Origin of the sequence: Enterobacter sp. 01-M-03-SI-ECC, assembly GCF_047530215.1 — a bacterium.
Lineage (GTDB): Bacteria > Pseudomonadota > Gammaproteobacteria > Enterobacterales > Enterobacteriaceae > Enterobacter > Enterobacter chengduensis.
The window spans coordinates 90,126-113,643 of sequence record NZ_JBLKDA010000009.1; the positions used below are offsets into that span (position 1 = coordinate 90,126).

Consider the following 23,518-nt stretch of genomic DNA (forward strand, 5'->3'; position numbering starts at 1 on the left):
AAAACTCATTCGGCTGCTGCGATTTTCAGCTCCTGATACTTCTTCCATACCTTGTGGGCATATATCATGCGTTGCGGATAATTCTCTTTTTTTAACCCGGCGTTATACGCGCCTACCGCCTCCCAGTTATAGCCATACACTTTAATCATGCTGGACAATATCGATGCGCCAACCATAATCGAGGTGCAGGGTTCGGTTATCAGCCGATACTCATCTATTCCCCGGCTCTCCAGCTCGGAAAAATGCGAGCTGTTAATTTGCATTAGCCCCACGTCGCGGGTACCGTCATGATTTTCGCCAACGGCATACGGGTTCATGCCCGATTCCACGTTTGCAATGGCGTACAGCAAATAAGGATCGACGTGATAATAATGTGCAGCTTTGTCCCAACAGTTTGCCAGCGCGCTCTGGCTGACTATCAATAATAAAAAAAATAACTTTTTCATTTTTACCTGCTGACCGTTTCGCTAATTTCTCCTTAACAACATCCTGTAAAATAATTTTTGATTCACTCCCCCCTTAAACGGGGGGAGTTTTTATCAGCTCAGATTAACGGCAATCTGTTGCTGGACCTTCTTTTACCCATACATCGCTGTTCGCTGGGTTATCACCACGGGTCCACCATTTGGCACGGTAAACGTTACCCTTGTAAGTGGTGGTGTCGCCGCCGTTGTATACCAGGTCAGAACGCCAGTTCATCTTCACGTTGCTCATGAGTTCCCACGCGTCTACGCCGAAGCCAGGCTGGTTGCCCTGAGTCCAGTACTTCGCTTTCCATACCAGATGGTCGAAGCTGACGGTATCGCCAGTGTTGTAGATTTTGCTGGAATCCCACGCAGCATATTTGCTGGCGTTAGCGTCAACCGGTGCGTCGCAGCTGCCGGTTGCAGTGCCTTCATCAGATGGTGGCGTCACGTCATCAGCTGGCGGAGTCACCTCGTCAGACGGCGGAGTCACGTCATCAGCTGGCGGCGTCACGTCGGCCGGTTTCGGATTGACCGTAACCTGGACGTTAGACTGCACGCTGGTTTTACCATCGCCGACCACCACATTCAGGGTGTAGGAAGAGGTAGAGGTGACTTCTGGCGCCGTGATGGTCACGTTCGCGGTATCAGTACCGGTCGCGTGCATATCCGCCGGAACGCTCCAGGTGTAGGTCAGGTTATCACCGTCCGGATCTGCAGCCTGCGCGTGCAGGGTATAGGTTTCACCCGCCTGCAGCGTTACCGCTTCCATTGGGTTCACAACCGGTGCCTGGTTAGCCTTCGGCGCCTTGTTAACTACCTGCACGTCAATCGCGTTGCTCAGGCCTTTTGCGTCGGTTACCGTCAGGCGGAACACCATGGTCTGATCGCTGGTGACAGCCGCAACGTTGAAGGTGGCTTTCGCTTTGGTGCTGTTGGTCAGGGTCACTGACGGGCCAGAAACCTGAGTCCATTTGTAGGTAATCGCATCGCCGTCCGGATCGCTGGACGCTGAACCATCGAGCGTAACGGTTGCCGGGCCAGAAACGTTCTGATCTGCGGAGGATGCGATTGGCGCATGGTTGGTCACAACAGGATCAACCGGCGTTGTGCCGCTGCCCAGCAGGCTTTCGTTCATGGCGTTCAGGATGTCCCCGGTATCGGAATCAATAGACCATGCGAACAGGCCACCCAGGTTTTTCTGGAGTACGTATTTGCCTTTTGCCGCAGTAGAACGCGCGTCTTCATACGAGATCAGGTCGCCGGTTGACTTGTTGAACACGTATGGCGCTTCCGCGTCAGCATCGTAGCCGTATTCCCAGCCTGGTTTACCTTTGTACTCGTTAACGATCTGGCGATAGTCAACGACGCCCGGTTCCCAGGTGCCTCGCACCATACCGGTCGCGGTGCCGGTGAACGGATTGTTGCCGGTGTAGCCGTGTACGCCGGTCCAGCCGCGGCCATACATGCCCGCACCCACCACGATCTTGCCAGGCTGTACGCCTTGCTGCAGCAGGGCATCAACCCCGTTTGCGGTGGTGTAGTTGGTGTCTGGTCTCCATGCTGGCGCATTCAGCGCAGCCTGGTGGCCCAGCTCGGTGTTGCTCCAGCCGCCGTAGAAGTCGTAGCTCATCAGGAAGATGTGGTCGAGGTACTGCTGAGCAGTGGTGTAGTCCACGTCTTCAATCTTGTCTTTACCGGCACCGATAGCGCTGGTCAGCTCGTAGGTACGGCCAGTCTGGGCAGACAGCTCGTTCAGCATGGTGCGCAGATCGTGCATCAGCGCGGTATAGGTCGCTTTATCCTGCTGCGGGTTGCCTTTAGTCTCGGTCACACCGCCGCCGCCAGGGAATTCCCAGTCGATATCCACGCCGTCAAAGAATTTCCAGGTCTGCAGGAAGTCTTTAACAGAGGAGACGAAGCGCGCGCGGATGGCCGGGTCGCCCATGTGGAAGAACGGATCGGACAGGGTCCAGCCGCCGATAGATGGCAGCACCTTCAGGCCTGGGTGCGCTTTTTTCAGCGCCATCAGCTGACCAAAGTTACCTTTGTACGGGTCGTCCCAGTTGGAGACGCCAGCCTGTGGTTTCTGCAGCGCAGCCCACGGGTCGTGGATCGCCACGGTAAAGTCAGGACGGCCCTGGCAGTCGCGCTGCAGCACGGCGAAGCTGTTGCCGCCTTCAACGGTTTTCAGGCCGTCGTTGATGCCGTCACCGCCACAGATTGGAATGAAGCCGTACAGAATGTGGTTCAGGTTAGCAGCAGGAATTTTGTCAACCGGGAAGTTACGGTCATAGACGCCCCACTCCGGGAAGTAGGCCGCAACCACTTTATCGGTATGTTTCGCGAAGGATTTATTGTTCTCCTGCAGCGACGTGTTCAGCGGCAGCAGGTGGCTACCGTCGGTATCCGCAACGAGGATCAGCTTGCTGGCGCTTTTCGTACAGCCGCTGGCGTTACAAACTTCAACCTGCTCCTGATAACGTCCACCTTTTTTCACTTTGAACGTCGCAGAGCCCGACGCGCCGCCGGCACCGGTCCACACGGTTTTACCGTCCAGCAGAACTTTCGCGGAGGTTGGCGCATCGCCGCTCCAGACGTTCCACTCCACTTTCACATCGACGCCGTCATTATGCACTTTGACCAGATTGTTATAATCCTGAGCGGCCTGATCCACTTCAACCAGGGCAAACTTGTCATTGCCGGAACCAATGGTCGGTGCACCTGGCGCCGCTGCGAATGCGGAGCTGGTTGCTGCCGCAATAAAGAGCGCCAGATATTTAGGCTTCATAAATTTCATTCGTTATTTCCCGATAAATATATTCTTAACGTTAATACCCATGTCTTCCTTGAGAACATGGCATGTTTCGCGTAATGCGTATTTAACTAACCTGACAACCGTGACAAAAACGTTTTGCTGCGTTGTATTCCCCCATAAAAAGATACAAGCCCCAATTCCGTGTAGCTTATATCCCCTACGATACACAGAGCGCAAAGAGACGTCCTTCTCTTCCACCGTCGAAAAAACTTATAAAAAAACTTGACCCGTATATTTAAAATATGGAAGCAAACTGCTGTCCAATAAACACCACTATTCCAGCAAATGAGAGATAGGGACCGAAAGGAATAGTGAGGTTATTTTTATTTAAACTATTTAAGGCGAAATATCCCGCAATACCGCTCAGCGCGGCCGCGAGTTGAATTGCAGGCAGCGCCTGCCAGCCGCACCAGGCACCCAGAGCCGCCAGCAGCTTAAAGTCGCCATACCCCAACCCTTCCCGGCCGGTAAACAACCGAAATGCCCAGTAGAGCAGCCACAGGGAAAGATAGCCCGCTACCGCGCCGAACAGCGCATCGCGCAGCGCTAGCGAGTGGCCAAACGCATGGAACAGTAATCCTGCCCACAGCAGAGGCTTCGTCAGACAGTCCGGCAGCAGCTGGTGCCGCCAGTCAATCATCGCCAGGGGCAGCAAAAAGGCGGCCAGCAACCATACGGCAAGGAGGGACGGGATGTCCGGCGAGCACCAGGCGGTGATACCACAAAACAGTGCGGAAAAAAGTTCGATTAAAAATATCCGCAAGGGAATAGGCGTTCTGCACCGGCGGCAGCGCCCGCCTAATACAAGCCAGCTGACCAGCGGAATATTCTCCCAGGCGGCCAGCCTGTGCTGGCAGACCGGGCAGTGCGAGGCCGGAAAGAGCAGGTTACCGCTCCCCTCCTCCTCCATGACCATGCCCGGCACGCGTTCGGCGACCACCCCAAGAAAGCTCCCGACAATGCCGCCAAAAATCGCACTCATTAGCGGGAATCCCACCGGGTAAACCTCCCGCATCAGCGCGACGGTGTTCATGCGGTTTTGCTCCAGGTGAGCTGGACTTCCGCCCTGACATCGCTGAGGTGATCGACCGGGGTGAGATTCATTTTCTGCAGCCTGACGCCGGAATTCTGGTTTATTTCCCGCAGCCAGTTTTTCAATTCGTAGACGTTTACGCGATTAACCACGAACGATAAGGTTTGTCCATCCTGATGCACCTCCGTCAGAGGAAGATGAATTTCCTGCGCGCTGTTCTCCACCACCGCGCGCGGATTATCCGTTTTGACAATCTGGACCTGGAGATGGTTTTTATCTATTTCACTGCGCATCCAGTTGAGCGTCTCTTTTTGTCTGCTCAGCGTGGCTTTGCTGTTCTGAATCATATTATCCAGCGGGACCATACCCGCGTAATAAATAACCGCTCCCGCTATTGCGGCGGCACATATTTTCAGAATAACTTTTTCCCTGGCGCTGTAATGTTGATAACGAGACTTAAGCTGCGTGATTCGCTCTTTCATTTATGTTTCCCTGCGATCATGGCGGTATAAGGCGCAGAGGTCGACACAGGCTGTAAGGTGAAATCAAAATATTCCCCCGCCTGTGTTACGAACGTCTGCAACGCGGATTGGTTTTGCGAACGGGCGCTCAGCGTCAGCGTGTTTTGCTGAGCATCGTATTCGAGCAGCGTGATCTCCAGCTCGGGCACGGCCTGCCTGGCTTTTTCCAGATCGTCCAGCTGCAGAAACACCCCTCTGGTCTGCTTTTTCACATTTTGACCAAAGTGATATTTGATGTTGGTCTGCTGACGCATGCTGGGAAAATGGTGCTGATAAACCTGCAGGATCTCCTGCTGAACCTGATTTTCCTGCTGTACCAGCATCCAGGCCATCGCGACGCGCGGGCCCAGCAGCAGGCCGAGAGAGAGCAGGCCCGCCGCGGCCATCGCGGCCTTGATGCCCTTAGAGGCTTTCCCCGCGCCCGCTTTCGCGCTGAACTCACCGTGCAGGAGCGTGACGCGGCTGGCGCGCCACTGCGGCTGGATCAGGACCAGCGGATGCTGCCAGGGAAGCACGACGTCAACGTCCACCCCGTCAGGCGCGTCGCCGTAGCAGCACACCTCCCCCTCTCCGGCTTTCTGCATCAGAAGCGGCAGCAGGCTCGCCTCCATTTCGCTGCCAACATGGGGCGATAAGCGCAGCCAGTAGCACTGATCCATAGCGACCAGCGTACTTCCCCCTGCCGTCACGGGCAGCAGCCAGGCATCCGGCAGCGCCTGAATCACCTTCAAACCGGCCTCATGACAGCGGGTTAACCATCCGCGCAGGCAATCGGCGTCGATCGCCACCGCGTCCACCTCGGCACCCTTTTTGTGAAGCACCGTCCAGTGAAGGTTATCCACGTCGCCAATCAGCGTCTCTTCCGCCATCCACGAGAACGCCGTCGCCTGCGAGGCGACTTTCTTCGGCAGCGTAAAGTGGCGGAAGATCATGTTGCTGGCAGGCAGCAGCAGGCAAACGCGGGCGGCCAGGGGATGGTCTGCCAGCGCGTCCAGGCTCTCCAGCACCTCAACCTGCTCGCTGCCGGAGACACACCACGTTATTTTCCCGCCCTCGCGGCTGTCGGGACGAACAAAAAGGACCTGTTTCATAGCGTTCTACTTTTCTTATTCAATCATTCGGTAACGACGTTGCCACGTCACGATCTCACCGGCTTCGTTATTGACCTGAAGCTGGCTTACCACGCGAAGCGTTAATGCATCGGTATTGCCGGTATAGTTAACGCGAAAATACCGGCTGTTTATCGAGAGAAGCTCGGCCACCTGCGGGAGATCGTCCTTTAGCTGCGGGAAGGTTTGCTCCAGCGCTTTGCTGAAGGTCTCCATGTTTTCCCAGCCGCTTTCAGGACGCGATTCGATCAGGCGAAGCGCGTCATCTTCAGTTAGTTTCCCCGGAAACAGGGCGGCCAACAGGGCGGCCTGCTCCGGCTTCAGGGTGTTCACATCCACCCTGCTGGCGCTGTCCGGCAGCGCACACAGCAGCTTGCTCACCTTCGGGTATGCCGACGCCGGAAACGCAGGCAGCAGTTTGATCTCCGAGATAGTGCGCATCATCTGGTTAGCCGGCTGACGGGCGGGTACCACGCCTGCCCAGGCGTCGGTCTCGGCGCCGTCTTTGGCCGTGGTGGTGTCACCGTCGAGATAGCCCACCAGCTGAAGGTAAACCTCTTCCGCCGTGGTCTGGCTCAGCCCGCTCTGGGTCAGGATCTGCTCAACAATTCGCTCGTTGCGCGGCTTTTCCGGCACGGCAGACTGGTCTTGCCCCTGGGCCGGTTTTTTTTCTGCGGCCAACAGGTTATTGACGTTGAAGCAGTCCTGGGCGTCTTCCACCTGGCTGACCACCGTGTAGTCATCACCCTGCGTTTCCAGCGGCTGATGCCAGTCACCATCGGGGGATAGCGCGTTGCTCTCGCCGCTGGCGTCGCTTTGCAGACGGTCTTTGACCACTTTTTCCTGGGCCTGCATCGCCCAGCGCAACTGCTGCTGGCTCACCTGATAATGCGTTTTCTGCAGGTTGCGGCAGAACTGCTGGCTGATTTTGGCGGCCAGCGCCGACATCATCACCAGCAGGATCAGTACCACCAGCAGCGCCACCCCTTTCTGTTTGCGTAAGACACTCATGGTTTCGCTTCCGGTACGGCCTGTGGTGCAGGTTGCGCCACAGCGGCGGCCTCTGGCGCGGGCGCCGCCGTCGGCAGATCCCCCGGGGTCGTAAACACCCAGCGCCAGGTCTCGCCGTTTTCCATGGTCAGCGTCAGCTCCACTCCGTCCGGCAGGTGCGCCGGGTCGCTCCAGCTTTTCTGCCAGCCCTGGCGGTAAAAACGCCACGTCAGGGATTTCACGTCGCTGACGATCGGCACTTCATCCGGCTTAACGTCCGCCGGGCAGTCGATGACCGGCCAGACGTCGCGATACAGACGCCCCTCCTCCAGCCGCCAGCGCACGCGCTCAAGCTGCACCGTACCGCTCACGCCGTTTAGCGTGGTCAGCTCAAGCGCGTCATCCTCCTGGCGGAACAGATCCGGCTCGTTGCGCGGCGCGCGCGCCTGGAGCTGGTAGAAATCACGCTCCATCAGGTTCCAGGCGCGCTGAAGCTGGTTAAGCTTCGCCGCGCTGGCATCGGTGGCAGAACTGGTGCGCATTGCGCCATCCAGAATTTGCCAGGCCAGGGTGCTGATCACCGCAAAGATGGTCAGCGCAATCATGATCTCCAGCAGGGTAAAACCGCGCTGGCGTCGGGCTTTGTTCACTTGATCTCTCCCGGCGGAATGATTTGCAGCGCGATCACCGGCTGGCTGTCATCGCCTTCCGCATACACGCGGATGGCGTTAGCCCAGCCGTTGTCGGCGGTTTTGACCCGCTGCTTGCGCCAGTTCCAGCTGCGTCCGCCCATGATTTCGGTTCCCTGCTGTTCTGCATCCGGGAAGTCGGTTTTCGCGAGCTGCGCCTCCGCGAGCTGGTTCTCGGCCACCCAGCTTGCCTGCAGCGTATCGGCCAGCCCGTGGGTAAAACGCACGTTCAGAGAGACCGAGTTCATCAGCGCCAGCGCGGCGGTGGAGAAGATGACCAGCGCCACCATGACCTCCAGCAGCGTCATCCCCGTTTGCTTTTTCTTACCGTTAGCCATCGTTTTCTACCGATACAGGGGCCGCACCTTGCGACACCACGCGGAAATGGTGCGCTTTGTCGTAGCTTTGCAGCGTCAGCGTGAAGCGGCTGATTTCGCCGTCCGGCAAAAAAAGCACCTGCGGATCGGACGTTAGCGTGGCGGCCAGACGCTGCGGCGAAAGCGAAACGTGCATCTCTTCCGGGAAATCCCCTTTGGTGGTGATACGCCCCGCGGATAACGGCACCCAGCGACGCTCGCCATTTTTATCTTCAAGCGTCACCAGCTGATAACTTTCCGTGGTGATCGCCAGCCCAACGATATTTCCGTCCATCACCGCGCGGTCAGAGCCATAATCAACGAGGGCTTTTAATTGCTGGCCAAAAATATCCGCTCCGCTGCGCGAAGGTATTGTTGACACCACCATCATGGCGCAGCTGGCAAATATCACCAGCGCCAGAATAATTTCCAGCAACGTAAAGCCGCGTTGATTTTTCATTATTTCTCTTTCTTATCCAGAGACCAGTTCGTAATATCATCGGCGGTATTGGCTTCACCGTCCGGACCGGCAGAGAAGACGTCAACCGCGCCGTGTTCACCCGGGCTTACGAGCAGATAATCGTTGCCCCACGGGTCCTGCGGCAGGCGGCGAATGTAGCCATCCGCGCGGTAGCCGTTCGGGATTGGCGCGATTTCCGGCTTGGTCACCAGCGCCTGCAGGCCCTGTTCGGTTGTCGGGTAACGGTGGTTATCCAGCTTGTACATATCCAGCGAGCCTTCGAGGGCGACAATATCGCTGGTCGCCTTTTGGGCATCCGCTTTTTCTTTATTACCCATTAAATTGGGCACCACCATACTCGCCAGCACGCCGAGAATAACAATGACCACCATTAATTCGAGCAAAGTGAAGCCCGCCTGACGCGCCAGGTTTTTACGTTTTAAAGCCATGATTTAACCTACCATATTATTAAGTTGCAGAAGCGGTTGTAATATTGACAGTACGATGAATAAAACAATCGTTGCCATGGAGACCACCAGCGCCGGTTCAAATACCGACAGCGTTAAGGTAATGCGATGCTGTAATGCCGATTCCTGGTTTTCCGCCGCGCGGTCCATTAAATTGCCTAACTCGCCGCTCTCTTCCCCGGAGGCAATCATGTACAGCATGGTGGGCGGAAAGAGCTTCGCCTGCTCCAGCGCGGCGTAAAGCGATGCCCCCTGGCGCACGGTATCCGCCGCCTGCTCCAGCACCTGCCGGGCATAGAGGTTTTCGATACCGTCCATCGCGATATACATCCCCTCCAGCAGCGGCACGCTGCTGGCCTGCAGGATGCTCAGGGTGCGGATATAGCGGGCGCTGTTGATGGCGCACACCAGCTTTTTAATAGGCGAGCCGTTGACCAGCCAGCTGTGCCACTTAAAGCGGTTTTTGGCACTTTTGAGCCACGCCTTAAAGCCGATAAACCCGCCGCCCAGCACGCCGACAATATAGATGCCGTAAGCCTGCAGGAAGTCGCTCACCGCAATCAGCGTGCGGGTGGTGATCGGCAGCTGCTGCTTCATGTGGGTGAACTGCTCGATCACCTGCGGCACCACCGCCACCAGCAGAATGCTGATGACCGCAATGGCCACCACCGTCAGGGTGATCGGGTAGACCATCGCCTGCGTCAGCTTGCTTTTCATCTTCTGGCGCTGCTCGCTGTACTCCGCCAGCTTCTCCAGCACGTCGCCCAGGTGGCCGGTCTTTTCACCGGCCATCACCAGCGTGCAGTAGAGCTTGTCAAAGGTGCGCGGAAACTGGCTGAAGGCGTCAAAGAGCGTGTGCCCTTCCACCACCTTCTCGCGAATTTCAACCACCATCGCCGCCAGCTTTTTGTCCTCCGTCTGCTTCGAGATGGCCTTCAGCGCGCTCTCGAGCGGCAGCGCGGCGTTGACCAGCGTAGAGAGCTGGCGGGTAAACATCGACAGCACCGGCGTGGAGAGCTTTGCCCCGGTTTTCGCTTTTCCGGCGGCCGCCGCTTCGCGGGTTTCGGTGATGCTGACGGGCATCAGCTTTTGCTCGCGAAGCCACTGGCGAACCTGCTTCTGGCCCTCGGCCTGCAGGGTGCCGCGCTGGGTTTTACCCGCAACATCCGTCGCCGTCCAGGCGTAGAGGGCCATTACGCATCACCTCCACGCTCGGCGGTGACGCGCATCACCTCTTCCAGAGAGGTGACGCCGCTAATCACCTTCAGCAGCCCGTTTTCGCGCAGGCTGTAGGCCTGCTTAAAGAGCTGCGTTTCGATGGACATTTCGTCCTTATCTTCATGAATGGCGCGGCGCATGGTGCTGTCCACCACCAGGAATTCATGAATACCGGCACGGCCCTGGTAGCCGCTCTGGCGGCAGTGCTCGCAGCCCACCGCGCGATAGATCGCCTTCGGCGGCGCGTCCATAAAGCTGAACAGCGCTTTTTCATTGGCGTTCAGCGGGCTGGTGGTCCGGCAGTGCGTGCACAGCCGACGCACCAGACGCTGGGCAATGACGCCGAGCAATGATGAACCGATTAAAAACGACTCCAGCCCCATGTCGCGCAGACGCGTAATCGCCCCTGCGGCGCTGTTGGTGTGCAGCGTAGACATGACCAGGTGACCGGTGAGCGACGCCTGCACCGCAATTTGCGCGGTTTCACCGTCACGAATTTCCCCGATCATCACCACGTCCGGGTCCTGACGCAGGATCGCGCGCAGGCCGCGGGCAAAGGTCATGTCCACGCGCGGGTTAACCTGCGTCTGCCCCACCCCTTCCAGCTCGTATTCAATCGGGTCTTCTACGGTCAAAATGTTGCGTTCATGGCCGTTCAGCGCCGAGAGAATGGCGTACAGGGTGGTACTTTTACCGGAGCCCGTGGGCCCGGTGACCAGGATAATGCCGTGCGGGCGGTCAATCAGCCCTTTTAACTTCTCCAGCTCTTCATCAATCAGCCCCAGCTTGTTGATGTCGGGCTTCAGGTTGCTTTTATCGAGCAGACGCATGACCACCCGCTCGCCGTACTGGGAGGGAATGGTCGACACGCGCACGTCAATCGCCTTGCGGCCAATGCGCAGGGAGATACGGCCATCCTGCGGCAAGCGCTTCTCGGCGATGTCGAGTTTCGACATGACCTTGATGCGCGACACCAGCAGCGGCGCGAGCTTGCGCGCCGGCTGCAGCACCGGGCGCAGCACGCCGTCGACGCGGAAGCGAATGCTCAGCGTGCGCTCGAAGGTTTCAATATGAATATCCGACGCGCCGTCCTTCACCGCCTCGCCAAGAATGGCGTTGATCAGGCGGATCACCGGCGAGTTTTCGTCGTTATCGAGCAGATCCTCGTTATCCGGGATCTCCTCGGTTAGCGCCATCAGATCGATATCCGCGTCCATATCGTCCACCAGCTGCTGCGACACGCCGCTGCTCTGCTGCCAGATTTTCGCCAGCAGCTCGTCAAAGGCTTCCGGCGTCAGGGTCACCGGAACGAACGGGCGTCCCAGCACCCGGCGCATTTCCAGCAGCGCAAACGCCGGGGTATCCTCACGGATATAGACGTCATTGTTGTAAAATAAAACGCCGTTATCTTTTGCGTAGCTGCTGCTACACAGGGTTTTGCTCAGCTCGTCCACGTGGCCCCTCCGCCCTACTCTTTAAACGGGTTACGCGTCGCGGCCGCGCTGGTTGTCACCGGCACCGCCTCTGCGGCAGGCGCGGACGGATACGCGGGCATCACCGGGTTATTGTTATTCGAGACGATACCCAGCTTTTTCTCCTCCATGCGCTGCTGCTGGCGGGCACGGATCTGGTCATATTTCTCTTTCGACGCCGCACTGTAGTTGTCGTCGTCGCGCAGCACCGTGGTATGGATAAACACCATCAGGTTACGTTTAGAGGTATCTTCGGAGGTGTAGCGGAACAGCTGGCCCACCAGCGGAATATCGCCCAGCAGCGGCACCTTGGAGACGGTCTCTTTGGTGACGTTCTCCATTAGGCCGCCCAGCACCACGGTCTGACCGCTGTGCACCATCACTTCGTTACTGATGGTACGGGTGTTGAAGGTTGGGCCAAGGCTGGCGTCTTCGGTGGCGCTGGCGTCCACGCTGGACACTTCCTGCTCAATCTTGAGATGAATCATGTCGCCGTCGTTAATCTGCGGCACGATTTTCAGCTTGGTACCGACCGTCTTACGCTCAACGGAGTTAAAGACGTTGTCGCCGCTGGTGGTCTGGGAACCGGACAGTACCGGCACGTCCTGACCGACGTTGAACGACGCCTCTTTGTTGTCCAGCGTGACCACGCTTGGCGTAGAGAGAATGTCGTTCTTGGAACCGTTGGCGAGCGCGGTCATCAGCGCGCCGAAGTCGCCGTTAAAGAAGCCGGTCGCCATGCCGGTAAACGACAGCCCCTTAATGGTGCCATTTTTGACCTGGCTGATTGGCAGGCCGGTGGATCCAAACTGGACGCCGCCGTGCTTGCTGGTCCACTGCACGCCCAGATCCATTCCGCTGCCGTCCTGAACCTCCGCGATGATGGCTTCCACCAGCACCTGCGGACGACGAATATCGAGCTTATCAATCACCTTCTCCAGGGAGTTCATCACGTTTGGCTGCGCGGTGATCACCAGCGAGTTGGTTGACTCGTCGGCGGTGATATTCAGATCGCTGGACGCGGTAGCGGTTTTCGCCTTCGGCGCGCCCGCTTTGTCTTTCAGCTGTTCGCCAATCCCGGTCAGCACCGGCACCACCTTGGTGGCGTTGGCGTATTTGAGATAGAAGACGCGGGTATTGCCCTCGTTGTTCTGCTCGCGATCCAGCTGATGGATCAGCGCGCGGGTGCGCGTCCGCGCCTCTTCCGAGCCGCTGATCACCAGGCTGTTGGTTTCGTCATCCGCCACCACTTTGGTAGCCAGCTGCGGCGCGTTCTGCCCTTTCTGCTCTTCGTTGTTGAGGTTGTTCAACATGTCAGAGAGCTCTTTGGCAGAGGCGTAGCGCAGCGGCACAATTTCGCGACGCTGAATACCGTCTTTATCCACGCGCTGAACCAGGTCCACCAGGCGGTTCACCACCGAGGCCTTGCCGGTTAACAGCAGCACGTTGGACGGCTCAAAGTGCACCACGTTACCGATGCCGGTCGCGTCGTTGAGCTGGCGCAGCAGCGGGGCCAGCTCGCGTACCGGCACATTTTCCATGCGCACGACGCGGGTGATGATCTCATCCCCTTTGCCCGGATTGCTGCTGTCTGCCAGCGGCGCCCCGGCGGTGCGGGCGACGCTGGAACGCACCACTTTCACCATGCCGTTGTCCATCGGGATCACCGACAGGCCGTACAGATCCAGCACGCTCAGGAAGAACTGGTAATATTCATCTTCCGTCAGCACGTTGTAGGTTCGCACCGACACCGTGCCCTGAACGGACGGGTCGACGAGAATGGTTTTATTAAGGTTGCGGCCTACCGTATCGATAAACTCGCGGATATCGGTATTTTTAAAGCTCGCGCTAAAGTTCGCTGCAAACAGCGAACCGGAATATAACGACAATGCGGTCAGCGCCACGCACGCCCAAGGAAATTTCTTCATGGCTGTACACTTGTTAATTGTTTAGAACATTAACCCGAATATTTTCAAGGTGAGCGTGACGTCTGACGACGACCTCCGCTTCTTTCATTTTCGACCAGTTGGCAATAATGCTTTTTGCTTTTGCCTCGTCGGTCATATCGACAGAGTTGACTTTTACCGCCACGTCCCCTTTTTCCAGCCCGGTATGGCTGAAGAACGCAGAGGCATTCCTTGGATTAATGTTGTAGCCTTCCAGTTGGCCTTTTTCGATCAGCGGTTTTAACACCAGATAATCATCCAGATGCACGCTTTCCGCGCCTGCATCTTTCGTCGATTTGCTTACCGGGCCGCTGTCAACGCCGCCCTTAAAATAATCCGGCTTATTTAACGCCAGTACCTGCGTAGCACCTTCGTAATTAACCACCACATTGTCTTTGTTAATTTCCTGAATAAACGCGTCGTTAAAGCCGACCAGCGGCTCGCCTTCACGGTAGCTCTTCTGCCCCCCCGGCGTTTTGATCACGGCGAACGAAAGCCAGGCATCATCGCTGCGCACGATACCTTCGATCTCCGCAGCCAGCGGGGTTTTTACCGCTGCTGCCGCGTTGTCCTGACGTACCGCCGCCGTGAAAAGGGTGAATGTCTTTTCGTCACGACGTTTTTTCAGCGGCTGCGCATCAGAATTAGCCAACTTATTCGTAACTTTTTTATAATCTTTGAACGTCAGATACCCTTGCTGGCCGCAAAAAATTAACAGCAAAAACATCATGCAAGGCGTTATCCACCGTGACAGAAATGAGAACCTCATTTTTCATCTGGCCTTTAACAAAGCAATAATAAGCAGCATCGGCTGCGCCAATATGTGAGCAAAGAGTAATTTCCGGCTGTAAAAACAACCATCGACTTTGCCACCAACTTTCATACAGAAAAATATTGACCATATAAAATCCAGATGTTAGGGCTCAACAGCAGGATATTTTTACCCGGTGCATAAATTGACCACCCTATAGCGTTGCTTTACTTTCTCGTCCTGTTGCTATTCCTAATCAGAGACGGTAAGTCGTTATGTATCAGAGCCACTTTACTTTTAAAAACCCGCCCTTTCGGAAAATAACCCGGTTATCCGGGGATTTTCTGGTGCCTTATCACCAGGACGTATTCAACCTGCTGAAAGAGAAAACCCAACGGGCGGGGATTACCGGGCTCTTTTCCAACGATGCCCCGCTGCTGGGCCAGTTCAGCGATGCCCTGAAATCCGCAGCTCCCGGCACGCTTGCCGTCAACGCGTTTCCAAAACTGAGTGCCAGTAGCCTGCTGTACAAACTCAGCCCGGGAACGAAAGAGAGCAAGAACCGTCTTCAGGCGGTGGATGCCGTACTGCATCAGTGGCAAGGGGAGAAAGCCCGGACGAAAGTGCTGGTGATTACCCATGCCGAAGCCATGAAAGACACCTGTCGGGACGTGCTGGCGATGCTGCTGACGCGCGCGCAGGAGCGGGAGTTTCGCCTGGCCGTGGTGTTGATGGGTACCGCCGAACAGGACGCCGTCCTGATGCAGCAGCCTGAACTGCGTGAATATGCGCATACCCGCCACACCCTGCGGCCTCTCACCTGCCGGGAGTCGCTCGGCTACGTTCAGGCGCAGTGCGAAGAGCACGGGTGCGAGAGTGCGCCACTCAGCCCGGCGCGCGTGCGCAAAATGCATTCGCTGACCAAAGGGAATATCAGCAAGCTGAATGAGCTGGCGCACCTGTCAATGCTGGCCGCCTGGACCGAACGCGCGGCCCAGGTCAGCCCGCGTCATTTACGGCTGGCCGCGGGCGAAATCCTGCCAGCGAGAAAACGCGGCAAGCGCCTGGCGACCGTAGGGCTGTTTGCCTCCGTGCTGTTCGCCGCCTGCGGCTGGTATTTCACCTCGTCCATCACCGCCAGGCTGCCGGTTCAGCTGCCGGTGCCCGTCAGCTGGAAACAGCAGACGCCAAACGTTGAGGCCCCGGTGGTGCCGGTTATCGACAACGAGATGGTGAATCAGCCGGATGCGATGCATCAGCTCTATCTGATGTGGGGATATGACGCCTCGGCGGACGATGCCCTGTGTCAAAACGCCGCGAAGGTGAACCTGATGTGCAAGCAGGGTAACGCCTCACTGGACGCGCTGGCGCAGGAGGGTTACCCGTGGGTCAGTGAGCTGAAAACCGGTAACCACCTTAACTATGCCGTCGTCGCACGCGTCGGGGATAACTCCCTCGACCTGCTGATGAATAACCGCACGTGGCAGGTGAGCCGCAGCTGGTTTAACCAGCATGCCACCGGCAACTATACCCAGCTTCACCGCCTGACGCCGGACGGCAAAGATGCGATCACGGCCGCCAGCGACGCGAAAGACATGACCTGGCTCGACCAGCAGCTCAGCCTGGCCCTCAGTCAGCCGGAAACCCATGCGCAGACCTGGACGGCGGAGATGGTGAAACGCACCCGTGAATTCCAGCAAAAAATGCATCTGCACGTGGATGGCATTCCCGGTGAAGATACGTTGATGCAGTTAATGCGTGAAACCCATTCCACGCCGAGCGTATTAATACAAGCCTCGCAATCCACGCCGGATGCGAAAAAGCAGGAGAAACATTCCTGATGTCTACCATCTGTCTTGCGGCTCAGCGCAGTTACACCACCGGCGAGGCGGTCTGGTTTTCATACCGCCTCCCCCGTCTGAGAAACATCGTCAGCCATGCTGTTTTGGTCATGCTGGGCCTGTGCGCCATGATAATCGCAGGGCTTTACGCGCATATTTACTGGAACCTGCGCCATCCTGCACCGGAGCCGGTCAAAGCGAGCGTCGCGAAGCCCGAGACGCAGCTTTCAGATATGCACTATGTGTATGTGAGCAAGCCGTTCCCGCATCCTCATCCGGAGCCAAAACCCGCACCGGTGCAGGCGGATGTTCCAGCCATGCAGGATCTGCCCATTAACGCTGATGATGCCGACTGGCAGCAGGCACCTGACGGCGACGTGCCGCATGATACGTCCCGCGACACCTTGCCCGGCACCGAAGCGCACGAGGCGGCCTCCAGCAGTGCCGGGAGTGACGATGCCTCATTAAGCGATTTAGTGAAGCAGGCGTTAAAAGAACAGGAGCAGGATTATGCGCAAGGCAAAATTCCCGCGCCGCCGGTAGACGAAACGCAGGATAATTCGCAAAAAGAGGGTGTACATAACGTGGATGCCCGGTCTCCTTTAAGTGAGAAAGGAGACCGGCTGGAATAGTTAATATTTTTCTGGCAACGTTGTCAGGTTAAGGAGTCGACCCTTTTCCACAACGATATATTGCCCTTTTTTCAGATCGGAGAGAATTTTAATGATGGTGCTGCGCGCCAGGTTGGTGTACTCCTGAATATAATCATAAACGTTAATATCGCGCTGCTGATGGACCATCAGATCGTTAATTTCGTATAAAAATTCACGCACCACTGAATAAGCGCTGCGGGCAACCAGAACATCGTCACGTTTGCTCAGCATGCAGATGTACCAGGAGAGCACTTTGGTCAGTTCAGGCCATAAATTGTTTTCCGTCATCAGCTGTGCGAAGACTTCTTTCTTGATCGAGCGCACCACGGTATTGGCGCGAACGAGGCCATACATGTGGGTCGCGTTGTAGTACATTGCTGAAAGACCGAAAATGCACTGGCCGGTCACCGTGAACATACACAGCTCGTCGGATTCGCGTCGGAATTCAACTTCGCCGCTGACGATAATATGAATATATTGTGAATCAGACGTGGATATTTTCTGCCATTTCTTTAACGTTTTTTCTTCAAAGCCTGACGTTGCAGAAATAATGGCTTCCATTTCATGTTGCGGACGTAATTTTTTTGCATAGATGCTTAACATTGTTATACCCGATTTAAGATGTTAATTTTTAGAATGCAAAACCAAGGCAAAGAAAAGCCTCAGCTCTGGAATATTTCCTGGAGATGTTCATAAGAAAAAAAACAAAAGATGAAGGTGATAGTTTTATTTGCCGCAATAGTTAGCAAGCTATGTGTCCATCTTAAATCGGGATAATTTTAAGTCAATTAACTAAAAATGAATTGAGTTTGTACTTAAGATTAATCTTAAAGGGACTGGGGTTAAACAAGGCATTCGGGGCAGTCCGAAGGATTATCCCTGCCCGTATTTCTCTAAAAGCGCTTCGGCAATGGCCATCGTTTCGACGTCCGCGACGCCGTTCCACCGCTCGGGACGGAAATGCATCTGGAATGCCGTAATGACGCGCTTTTGCTGCGCCGGGGTGCCGTCAACCGGCACCTCATAGCCATAGCGCGCGAGGAGATCGAGCAATGCCCCGGTGTCCACCTGCTGATAGCGCGGCCGCCCGTCTGTATAGAACGCGACGCGCGCCGGATCGGGCCATGCGCCAATGCCCTGCCGGGCAAGCTGTCGCCACGGGAACAGCGGGCCGGGATCGTCTTTGCGCTGCGGGGCGATGTCCGAATGGGCCACCACGTTTTCGGGCCTGATGTTGTAGCGGGCAATAATGTCCTTGGCGAGGGGCACCAGCGCCGCAATTTGCGCGGGCTCAAACGGGGTAAAGTGCTTCACCCCGGCCGTTTTTTGCCAGCCGCGGTTCTCCAGCTCAATGCCGACGGACGTATCGTTTATCCGGTTGGTACCGCGCCAGAAGCTGATGCCCGCATGCCAGGCCAGCTCGCTCTCGGGGACCAGCTGCCAGATGCGCGGCTTACCGTCCGGCGCCGGAGGCCTGGCCGGGATCAGGTAATGAGAGCTGACGTTTTTATCCGTCAGCGTGGCCAGCGAGCTGTCAAAATCGTCCGCGGTGTAGTGGATCACCAGCACCTTGATGCGCGGATAAGCCGCCTGCGCCTGATGACGCGTATCCAGCTCGTAGGCGCCTTTGTCGACGATCCCTTTTTCGGTGGCACATCCTGCCAGCAGCAGCGCCAGCAGGAGCGCGGCAAACGAACGCCTCATCGCAGGGTTTTCACCGCCGTACCGCTTACGCTTACCATCAGCATGCTGCTATCTTTCCCGACCGTTTCGTAGTCGATATCAATCCCCACGACCGCATCGGCGCCGAGGGCTTCCGCCTGCTCGCCAAGCTCTTTAAAGGCAATTTCGCGCGCTTTGCGCAGCTCTTTTTCGTATGCGCCCGAGCGCCCGCCCACGATATCGCGGATGCCGGCAAAAAAGTCACGGAAGATATTGGCGCCGAGAATTGCTTCGCCGGTGACCACACCGCAATACTCGGTTATTGTCTGCCCTTCCAGGGTTGGCGTTGTTGAAAACTGCATGGTTTCTCTCCTTCTTTAGCGTTCAATGCCTTAGGCACAGCATTATCGGTTCGTTACGCTATGATTGAAAGGATAGTTAATAAATAAGGAAATCAACATGCGCTATTCAGCTTTAACACTTTTGGTGCCCTGCGCGCTGGTGCTCAGCGCCTGTACCACCACGGTCACGCCAGCCTTTAAGGATATCGGAACCCGCAGCGGCCCCTGCATTGAGGGCGGCCCGGACGCCGTGGCGCAGCAGTTCTATGATTATCGCATTCAGCACCGCAGCAACGACCTCACCGGCCTGCGCCCCTATCTCAGCGACGGCCTGGCAAAACTGCTTAACGACGCCGCCCGCGATCCGCAGCACAACGCGCTGCTGAAATCCGACCCGTTCTCCAGCCGCAGTACGCTGCCGGACAGCGCCGAGGTGGCCAGCGCGTCAACCATCCCGAACACCGATGCGCGTAACATTCCGCTGCGCGTGAAGCTGACGCAGGGAACCCAAACCTGGCAGGACGAAGTGCTGATGATCCGTGAGGGCCAGTGCTGGGCGGTCGACGACGTGCGCTACGTTGGCGGCAGCGTTCATGCCCCGGCCGGCACGCTTCGCCAGTCAGTTGAGAACCGCTAAATCATCAGTTATAAAAATGTTACCCCCGTAAAATGTCCGGCATTTCTCGCGGAATGCCGACATTTATACTCGCCGACCTTGCCCGTCGCTATTTTGTGCTATGTTTAAGAGGAAATACGGGTTATATTTAACTTTTAACGCAGAAATATTGCATAACTATTCTGTCAACGGTACTATCTGCGGCCTCAATTGCTATAGATTGCCTGGATGAGTAAAGACTGCCCCGATGAGTATTAAACTAAACGGCATTAACTGCTTCTACGGCGCACACCAGGCGCTGTTTGACATCACGCTGAACTGCCCGGAAGGCGAAACGCTGGTTTTGCTTGGCCCGAGCGGTGCAGGCAAAAGCTCCCTTCTGCGTGTCCTTAATCTGCTTGAAATGCCCCGCTCAGGTACGCTGGCGATTGCCGGCAACCATTTTGATTTTGCGAAAACGCCCTCTGATAAAGCGATTCGCGAACTGCGTCAAAACGTCGGCATGGTCTTCCAGCAATACAATCTCTGGCCGCATCTGACCGTCCTGCAAAACCTGATTGAAGCGCCGTGCCGCGTGCTGGGGTTAAGCAAGGATCAGGCGATCGCGCGTGCCGACAAGCTGCTGGATCGTCTGCGCCTTAAGCCTTACAGCGACCGCTATCCGCTGCACCTTTCCGGTGGTCAGCAGCAGCGCGTCGCCATTGCCCGCGCGCTGATGATGGAGCCCGCCGTTCTGCTGTTTGATGAACCGACCGCAGCGCTGGATCCGGAGATCACCGCCCAGATCGTCAGCATCATTCGCGAGCTGGCGGAAACCAACATTACGCAGGTTATTGTTACCCACGAAGTGGAAGTGGCGCGTAAAACCGCCAGCCGCGTGGTGTACATGGAAAACGGCTATATCGTTGAGCAAGGTGATGCGAGCTGCTTCGCAAACCCGCAAACCGATGCCTTCAAAAACTATTTATCTCATTGATTGTGTCAGGGGAAATATAATGAAAAAAGTATTACTTGCCGTGCTGCTTGCTGGCGTTACCCTTTCTGCTACCGCAGCCCAGACCATTCGTTTCGCCACGGAAGCCTCCTACCCTCCGTTTGAGTCGATTGATGCGAACAACAAAATTGTGGGCTTCGACGTGGACCTCGCTAACGCCCTGTGTAAAGAGATCGATGCGACCTGTACCTTCAGCAACCAGGCGTTCGATAGCCTAATCCCAAGCCTGAAGTTCCGCCGTATCGACGCGGTGATGGCCGGTATGGACATCACCCCGGAACGTGAAAAGCAGGTGCTGTTCACTGCCCCTTACTACGATAACTCCGCCCTGTTTATTGGTCAGAAAGGGAAATTCACCTCTGTCGATCAGCTGAAAGGCAAAAAAGTGGGCGTGCAGAACGGCACCACGCACCAGAAATTCATCACGGATAAGCATCCGGAAATTACTACCGTTCCTTATGACAGCTACCAGAACGCGAAGCTGGATCTGCAAAATGGCCGTATTGACGGCGTTTTCGGTGATACCGCGGTAGTGACCGAGTGGCTGAAAGCCAACGACAAGCTGGCGCCAGTGGGCGACAAAGTGACCGATAAAGACTACTTCGGCACCGGTCTGGGCATTGCCGTCCGTCAGGGCAACACCGAGCTGCAGCAGAAATTCAACGCTGCGCTGGAAAAAGTGAAGAAAGACGGCACCTACGAAACCATCTACAAAAAATGGTTCCAGAAGTAATTCCTGATGAATGAAATTTTTCCTTTAGCAAGCGCCGCCGGGATGACCGTCGGCCTTGCCGTTTGCGCACTGATTATCGGCCTCGTGCTGGCGATGTTCTTTGCGGTGTGGGAATCCGCGAAATGGTTCCCCGTCGCCTGGGCAGGCTCCGCGCTGGTCACCGTGCTGCGTGGGCTACCGGAAATTCTGGTGGTCCTGTTTATCTATTTCGGCTCGTCACAGCTGCTGCTTACGCTGTCGGACGGTTTTACGCTCAATCTCGGCTTTGCGCAGATCCCGGTGCAGATGCAGATTGACAACTTCGACGTCAGCCCGTTCCTGTGCGGCGTGATTGCCCTCTCTCTGCTCTACTCGGCGTACGCGTCGCAAACCCTGCGCGGAGCGCTGAAGGCCGTGCCGCAGGGCCAATGGGAGTCGGGCCAGGCGTTAGGGCTGTCGAAATCCGCCATCTTCTTCCGTCTGGTGATGCCGCAGATGTGGCGTCATGCCCTGCCGGGCCTCGGCAACCAGTGGCTGGTGCTGCTGAAAGATACCGCGCTGGTGAGCCTGATAAGCGTTAACGATTTGATGCTGCAAACCAAAAGCATCGCCACCCGTACCCAGGAGCCCTTCACCTGGTACATTGTGGCGGCGGCGATCTACCTGGTGATTACGTTGCTCAGTCAGTACATCCTCAAGCGTATTGACCTGCGGGCGACGCGCTTTGAACGGAGACCAGGCTGATGCTTGACTATTTCCCGGAGCTCATGAAAGGGCTGCACACCAGCCTGACGCTGACCGTGGCGTCCATCATCGTGGCGCTGATCCTGGCCCTTATCTTCACCATCATCCTGACGCTGAAAACGCCGGTGCTGGTGTGGATTGTGCGCGGTTACATCACCCTGTTTACCGGTACGCCGCTGCTGGTGCAGATCTTCCTGATTTACTACGGCCCGGGCCAGTTCCCGTCGCTGCAGGAGTATCCGGTTATCTGGCACCTGCTCTCTGAGCCGTGGCTGTGCGCCCTGATTGCCCTTTCCCTGAACAGCGCGGCCTATACTACCCAGCTGTTCTACGGGGCGATCCGCGCCATCCCGGAAGGCCAGTGGCAGTCCTGCGGGGCGCTCGGCATGAGCAAGAAAGACACGCTGGCGATCCTGCTGCCGTACGCCTTTAAGCGCGCGCTCTCCTCCTATTCCAACGAAGTGGTGCTGGTGTTCAAGAGTACCTCGCTGGCCTACACCATCACCCTGATGGAGGTGATGGGCCACGGACAGCTGCTGTACGGGCGCACCTATGACGTGATGGTGTTCGGCGCGGCGGGCGTGGTGTATCTGGTGGTGAACGGTCTGCTGACGCTGATGATGCGCCTGATCGAGCGTAAAGCTTTAGCGTTTGAGCGCAGATCGTAGGCCGGGTAAGCGCAGCGCCACCCGGCAAGAAGTGCATAAATGTGATTTATCACTGCGGGTAACCTTCTGGTTACCCGCTTTTTTTTGTACAGAAGATAATATTTAATCATTTTTATTGCATACAAATTCATTTGCTGGCATTGTACATCCAGGCCGCAGACACGGCGCATCAATAAGACAGACGGGAGCATGATAATGAAAAAGTTAGTTCTGGCCGCACTACTGGCAACCTTCGCCGCTGGCGCATCCGCTGCGGATAAAATCAATTTCGGCGTGTCCGCCACCTATCCGCCGTTTGAATCGCTGGATGCCAGCAACCAGATCGTGGGTTTCGATATCGATCTGGCGAAGGCGCTGTGCAAACAGATGCAGGCCGACTGCACCTTTACCAACCACGCCTTTGACAGCCTGATCCCGTCATTGAAGTTCAAAAAATACGACGCGGTGATCTCCGGGATGGACATCACCCCAGAGCGCAGCAAGCAGGTGACGTTTACCGACCCGTACTACGCCAACTCGGCGGTAGTGATTGCGAAGAAAGGGGCGTACACCTCTTTCGATCAGCTGAAAGGCAAGCGTATTGGAATGGAAAACGGCACCACGCACCAGAAATACCTCCAGGACAAACATCCTGAAGTGAAGACCGTGGCCTATGACAGCTATCAGAACGCCATCATCGACCTGAAAAATGGCCGTATCGACGGCGTCTTCGGCGACACCGCCGTGGTCAACGAGTGGCTGAAAACCAACCCGCAGCTGGGCACCGCAACGGAAAAAGTGACCGATCCGCAGTACTTCGGCACCGGCCTCGGCATCGCGGTACGTCCGGATAATAAAGCCCTGCTGGAAAAGCTGAACGGCGCGCTTAAAGCGATTAAAGCCGACGGTACGTACCAGAAAATCAGCGAGCAGTGGTTCCCGCAGTAACCCTTTTTGCCGGGTGGCGGCTTCGCCTTACCCGGCCTACGGGGGGAGTTGTAGGCCGGGTAAGCG

At 56.5% G+C, this 23,518-nt stretch carries 26 protein-coding genes; 8 read left to right on the forward strand and 18 right to left on the reverse strand.

Features of this window, described 5'->3' with window-relative positions; translation table 11 throughout:
• Nucleotides 1-5: 5 nt before the first annotated feature.
• From iagB to ACMWKK_RS10935, 15 genes are all read right to left on the reverse strand, one after another.
• Nucleotides 6-446 (reverse strand): type III secretion system invasion protein IagB, encoded by a 441-nt coding sequence (gene iagB / locus ACMWKK_RS10865; protein WP_045327320.1) that lies wholly within the window; start codon nt 444-446, stop codon nt 6-8.
• Nucleotides 447-549: 103 nt separating this feature from the next.
• Nucleotides 550-3,264, reverse strand: coding sequence for a glycosyl hydrolase family 18 protein (locus tag ACMWKK_RS10870; protein WP_112781244.1), 2,715 nt, complete (start codon nt 3,262-3,264; stop codon nt 550-552).
• Nucleotides 3,265-3,517: 253 nt separating this feature from the next.
• The gene (locus tag ACMWKK_RS10875; protein WP_112781245.1) at nt 3,518-4,315 is read right to left on the reverse strand and encodes a prepilin peptidase; all 798 of its coding nucleotides are present in this window, start codon (nt 4,313-4,315) and stop codon (nt 3,518-3,520) included.
• Nucleotides 4,312-4,797: a type II secretion system protein GspM gene (gene gspM, locus ACMWKK_RS10880; protein WP_045327325.1), complete on the reverse strand. Its 486-nt coding sequence runs from the start codon at nt 4,795-4,797 to the stop codon at nt 4,312-4,314. Before gspM ends, ACMWKK_RS10875 begins: the two co-directional genes overlap by 4 nt.
• The gene (gspL, locus tag ACMWKK_RS10885) at nt 4,794-5,927 is read right to left on the reverse strand and encodes a type II secretion system protein GspL (RefSeq protein WP_112781246.1); all 1,134 of its coding nucleotides are present in this window, start codon (nt 5,925-5,927) and stop codon (nt 4,794-4,796) included. Before gspL ends, gspM begins: the two co-directional genes overlap by 4 nt.
• 15 nt (nt 5,928-5,942) lie before the next feature.
• The gene (gspK, locus tag ACMWKK_RS10890; RefSeq protein ID WP_112781247.1) at nt 5,943-6,956 is read right to left on the reverse strand and encodes a type II secretion system minor pseudopilin GspK; all 1,014 of its coding nucleotides are present in this window, start codon (nt 6,954-6,956) and stop codon (nt 5,943-5,945) included.
• Complete coding sequence (gene gspJ / locus ACMWKK_RS10895; RefSeq protein ID WP_112781248.1) at nt 6,953-7,585, reverse strand: type II secretion system minor pseudopilin GspJ; 633 nt, start codon at nt 7,583-7,585, stop codon at nt 6,953-6,955. Before gspJ ends, gspK begins: the two co-directional genes overlap by 4 nt.
• Nucleotides 7,582-7,962: a type II secretion system minor pseudopilin GspI gene (gspI, locus tag ACMWKK_RS10900; protein WP_112781249.1), complete on the reverse strand. Its 381-nt coding sequence runs from the start codon at nt 7,960-7,962 to the stop codon at nt 7,582-7,584. Before gspI ends, gspJ begins: the two co-directional genes overlap by 4 nt.
• Entirely contained in the window at nt 7,955-8,440 is a 486-nt protein-coding gene (gene gspH / locus ACMWKK_RS10905; RefSeq protein WP_045327333.1) for a type II secretion system minor pseudopilin GspH, read from the reverse strand. Before gspH ends, gspI begins: the two co-directional genes overlap by 8 nt.
• The gene (gene gspG, locus ACMWKK_RS10910) at nt 8,440-8,889 is read right to left on the reverse strand and encodes a type II secretion system major pseudopilin GspG (RefSeq protein WP_032639173.1); all 450 of its coding nucleotides are present in this window, start codon (nt 8,887-8,889) and stop codon (nt 8,440-8,442) included. The genes gspH and gspG overlap by 1 nt, the downstream gene beginning before the upstream one ends.
• A 3-nt stretch (nt 8,890-8,892) precedes the next feature.
• Nucleotides 8,893-10,101 carry a type II secretion system inner membrane protein GspF gene (gene gspF / locus ACMWKK_RS10915; RefSeq protein WP_112781250.1) on the reverse strand — a complete coding sequence of 403 codons (1,209 nt, stop codon included), beginning with the start codon at nt 10,099-10,101 and terminating at the stop codon, nt 8,893-8,895.
• Nucleotides 10,101-11,579, reverse strand: coding sequence for a type II secretion system ATPase GspE (gene gspE / locus ACMWKK_RS10920; RefSeq protein ID WP_406542793.1), 1,479 nt, complete (start codon nt 11,577-11,579; stop codon nt 10,101-10,103). Before gspE ends, gspF begins: the two co-directional genes overlap by 1 nt.
• Nucleotides 11,580-11,593: 14 nt before the next feature.
• Nucleotides 11,594-13,525, reverse strand: coding sequence for a type II secretion system secretin GspD (gspD, locus tag ACMWKK_RS10925; protein WP_112781252.1), 1,932 nt, complete (start codon nt 13,523-13,525; stop codon nt 11,594-11,596).
• Between the two features lie 13 nt (nt 13,526-13,538).
• Nucleotides 13,539-14,270 carry a type II secretion system protein GspC gene (gene gspC, locus ACMWKK_RS10930; protein ID WP_112781270.1) on the reverse strand — a complete coding sequence of 244 codons (732 nt, stop codon included), beginning with the start codon at nt 14,268-14,270 and terminating at the stop codon, nt 13,539-13,541.
• Nucleotides 14,212-14,445, reverse strand: coding sequence for a hypothetical protein (locus ACMWKK_RS10935; RefSeq protein ID WP_161656378.1), 234 nt, complete (start codon nt 14,443-14,445; stop codon nt 14,212-14,214). The genes gspC and ACMWKK_RS10935 overlap by 59 nt, the downstream gene beginning before the upstream one ends.
• Before the next feature lie 124 nt (nt 14,446-14,569).
• Here ACMWKK_RS10935 and ACMWKK_RS10940 point away from each other — a divergent pair, with 124 nt between their 5' ends.
• Complete coding sequence (locus tag ACMWKK_RS10940; protein WP_112781253.1) at nt 14,570-16,135, forward strand: ExeA family protein; 1,566 nt, start codon at nt 14,570-14,572, stop codon at nt 16,133-16,135.
• Complete coding sequence (locus ACMWKK_RS10945) at nt 16,135-16,767, forward strand: hypothetical protein (RefSeq protein ID WP_112781254.1); 633 nt, start codon at nt 16,135-16,137, stop codon at nt 16,765-16,767. Before ACMWKK_RS10940 ends, ACMWKK_RS10945 begins: the two co-directional genes overlap by 1 nt.
• Here the strand turns inward: ACMWKK_RS10945 and ACMWKK_RS10950 are convergent, their stop codons facing one another.
• From ACMWKK_RS10950 to ACMWKK_RS10960, 3 genes are all read right to left on the reverse strand, one after another.
• On the reverse strand, nt 16,768-17,391 hold the full coding sequence (locus ACMWKK_RS10950; protein ID WP_045327339.1) for a helix-turn-helix domain-containing protein: 624 nt from the start codon (nt 17,389-17,391) through the stop codon (nt 16,768-16,770).
• 270 nt (nt 17,392-17,661) lie between these two features.
• The gene (locus ACMWKK_RS10955) at nt 17,662-18,492 is read right to left on the reverse strand and encodes an N-acetylmuramoyl-L-alanine amidase (protein WP_112781255.1); all 831 of its coding nucleotides are present in this window, start codon (nt 18,490-18,492) and stop codon (nt 17,662-17,664) included.
• Complete coding sequence (locus ACMWKK_RS10960) at nt 18,489-18,812, reverse strand: heavy metal-binding domain-containing protein (RefSeq protein WP_045327341.1); 324 nt, start codon at nt 18,810-18,812, stop codon at nt 18,489-18,491. Before ACMWKK_RS10960 ends, ACMWKK_RS10955 begins: the two co-directional genes overlap by 4 nt.
• A gap of 97 nt (nt 18,813-18,909) precedes the next feature.
• Between ACMWKK_RS10960 and ACMWKK_RS10965 the strand changes: the two genes are divergently transcribed.
• The 6 genes from ACMWKK_RS10965 to artJ all read left to right on the forward strand — a co-directional run bounded on the left by ACMWKK_RS10965 (nt 18,910) and on the right by artJ (nt 23,452).
• Nucleotides 18,910-19,428 carry a lipoprotein gene (locus tag ACMWKK_RS10965; RefSeq protein WP_045327342.1) on the forward strand — a complete coding sequence of 173 codons (519 nt, stop codon included), beginning with the start codon at nt 18,910-18,912 and terminating at the stop codon, nt 19,426-19,428.
• 226 nt (nt 19,429-19,654) lie between these two features.
• On the forward strand, nt 19,655-20,383 hold the full coding sequence (gene artP / locus ACMWKK_RS10970) for an arginine ABC transporter ATP-binding protein ArtP (protein WP_032639162.1): 729 nt from the start codon (nt 19,655-19,657) through the stop codon (nt 20,381-20,383).
• Nucleotides 20,384-20,402: 19 nt separating this feature from the next.
• On the forward strand, nt 20,403-21,134 hold the full coding sequence (gene artI / locus ACMWKK_RS10975; protein WP_045327343.1) for an arginine ABC transporter substrate-binding protein ArtI: 732 nt from the start codon (nt 20,403-20,405) through the stop codon (nt 21,132-21,134).
• 6 nt (nt 21,135-21,140) lie between these two features.
• Nucleotides 21,141-21,857, forward strand: a complete 717-nt coding sequence (gene artQ / locus ACMWKK_RS10980) for an arginine ABC transporter permease ArtQ (RefSeq protein ID WP_045327345.1) — start codon at nt 21,141-21,143, stop codon at nt 21,855-21,857.
• Nucleotides 21,857-22,525: an arginine ABC transporter permease ArtM gene (gene artM / locus ACMWKK_RS10985; RefSeq protein WP_045327347.1), complete on the forward strand. Its 669-nt coding sequence runs from the start codon at nt 21,857-21,859 to the stop codon at nt 22,523-22,525. The genes artQ and artM overlap by 1 nt, the downstream gene beginning before the upstream one ends.
• 195 nt (nt 22,526-22,720) lie before the next feature.
• Complete coding sequence (gene artJ / locus ACMWKK_RS10990) at nt 22,721-23,452, forward strand: arginine ABC transporter substrate-binding protein ArtJ (protein ID WP_045327349.1); 732 nt, start codon at nt 22,721-22,723, stop codon at nt 23,450-23,452.
• Nucleotides 23,453-23,518: the final 66 nt, after the last annotated feature.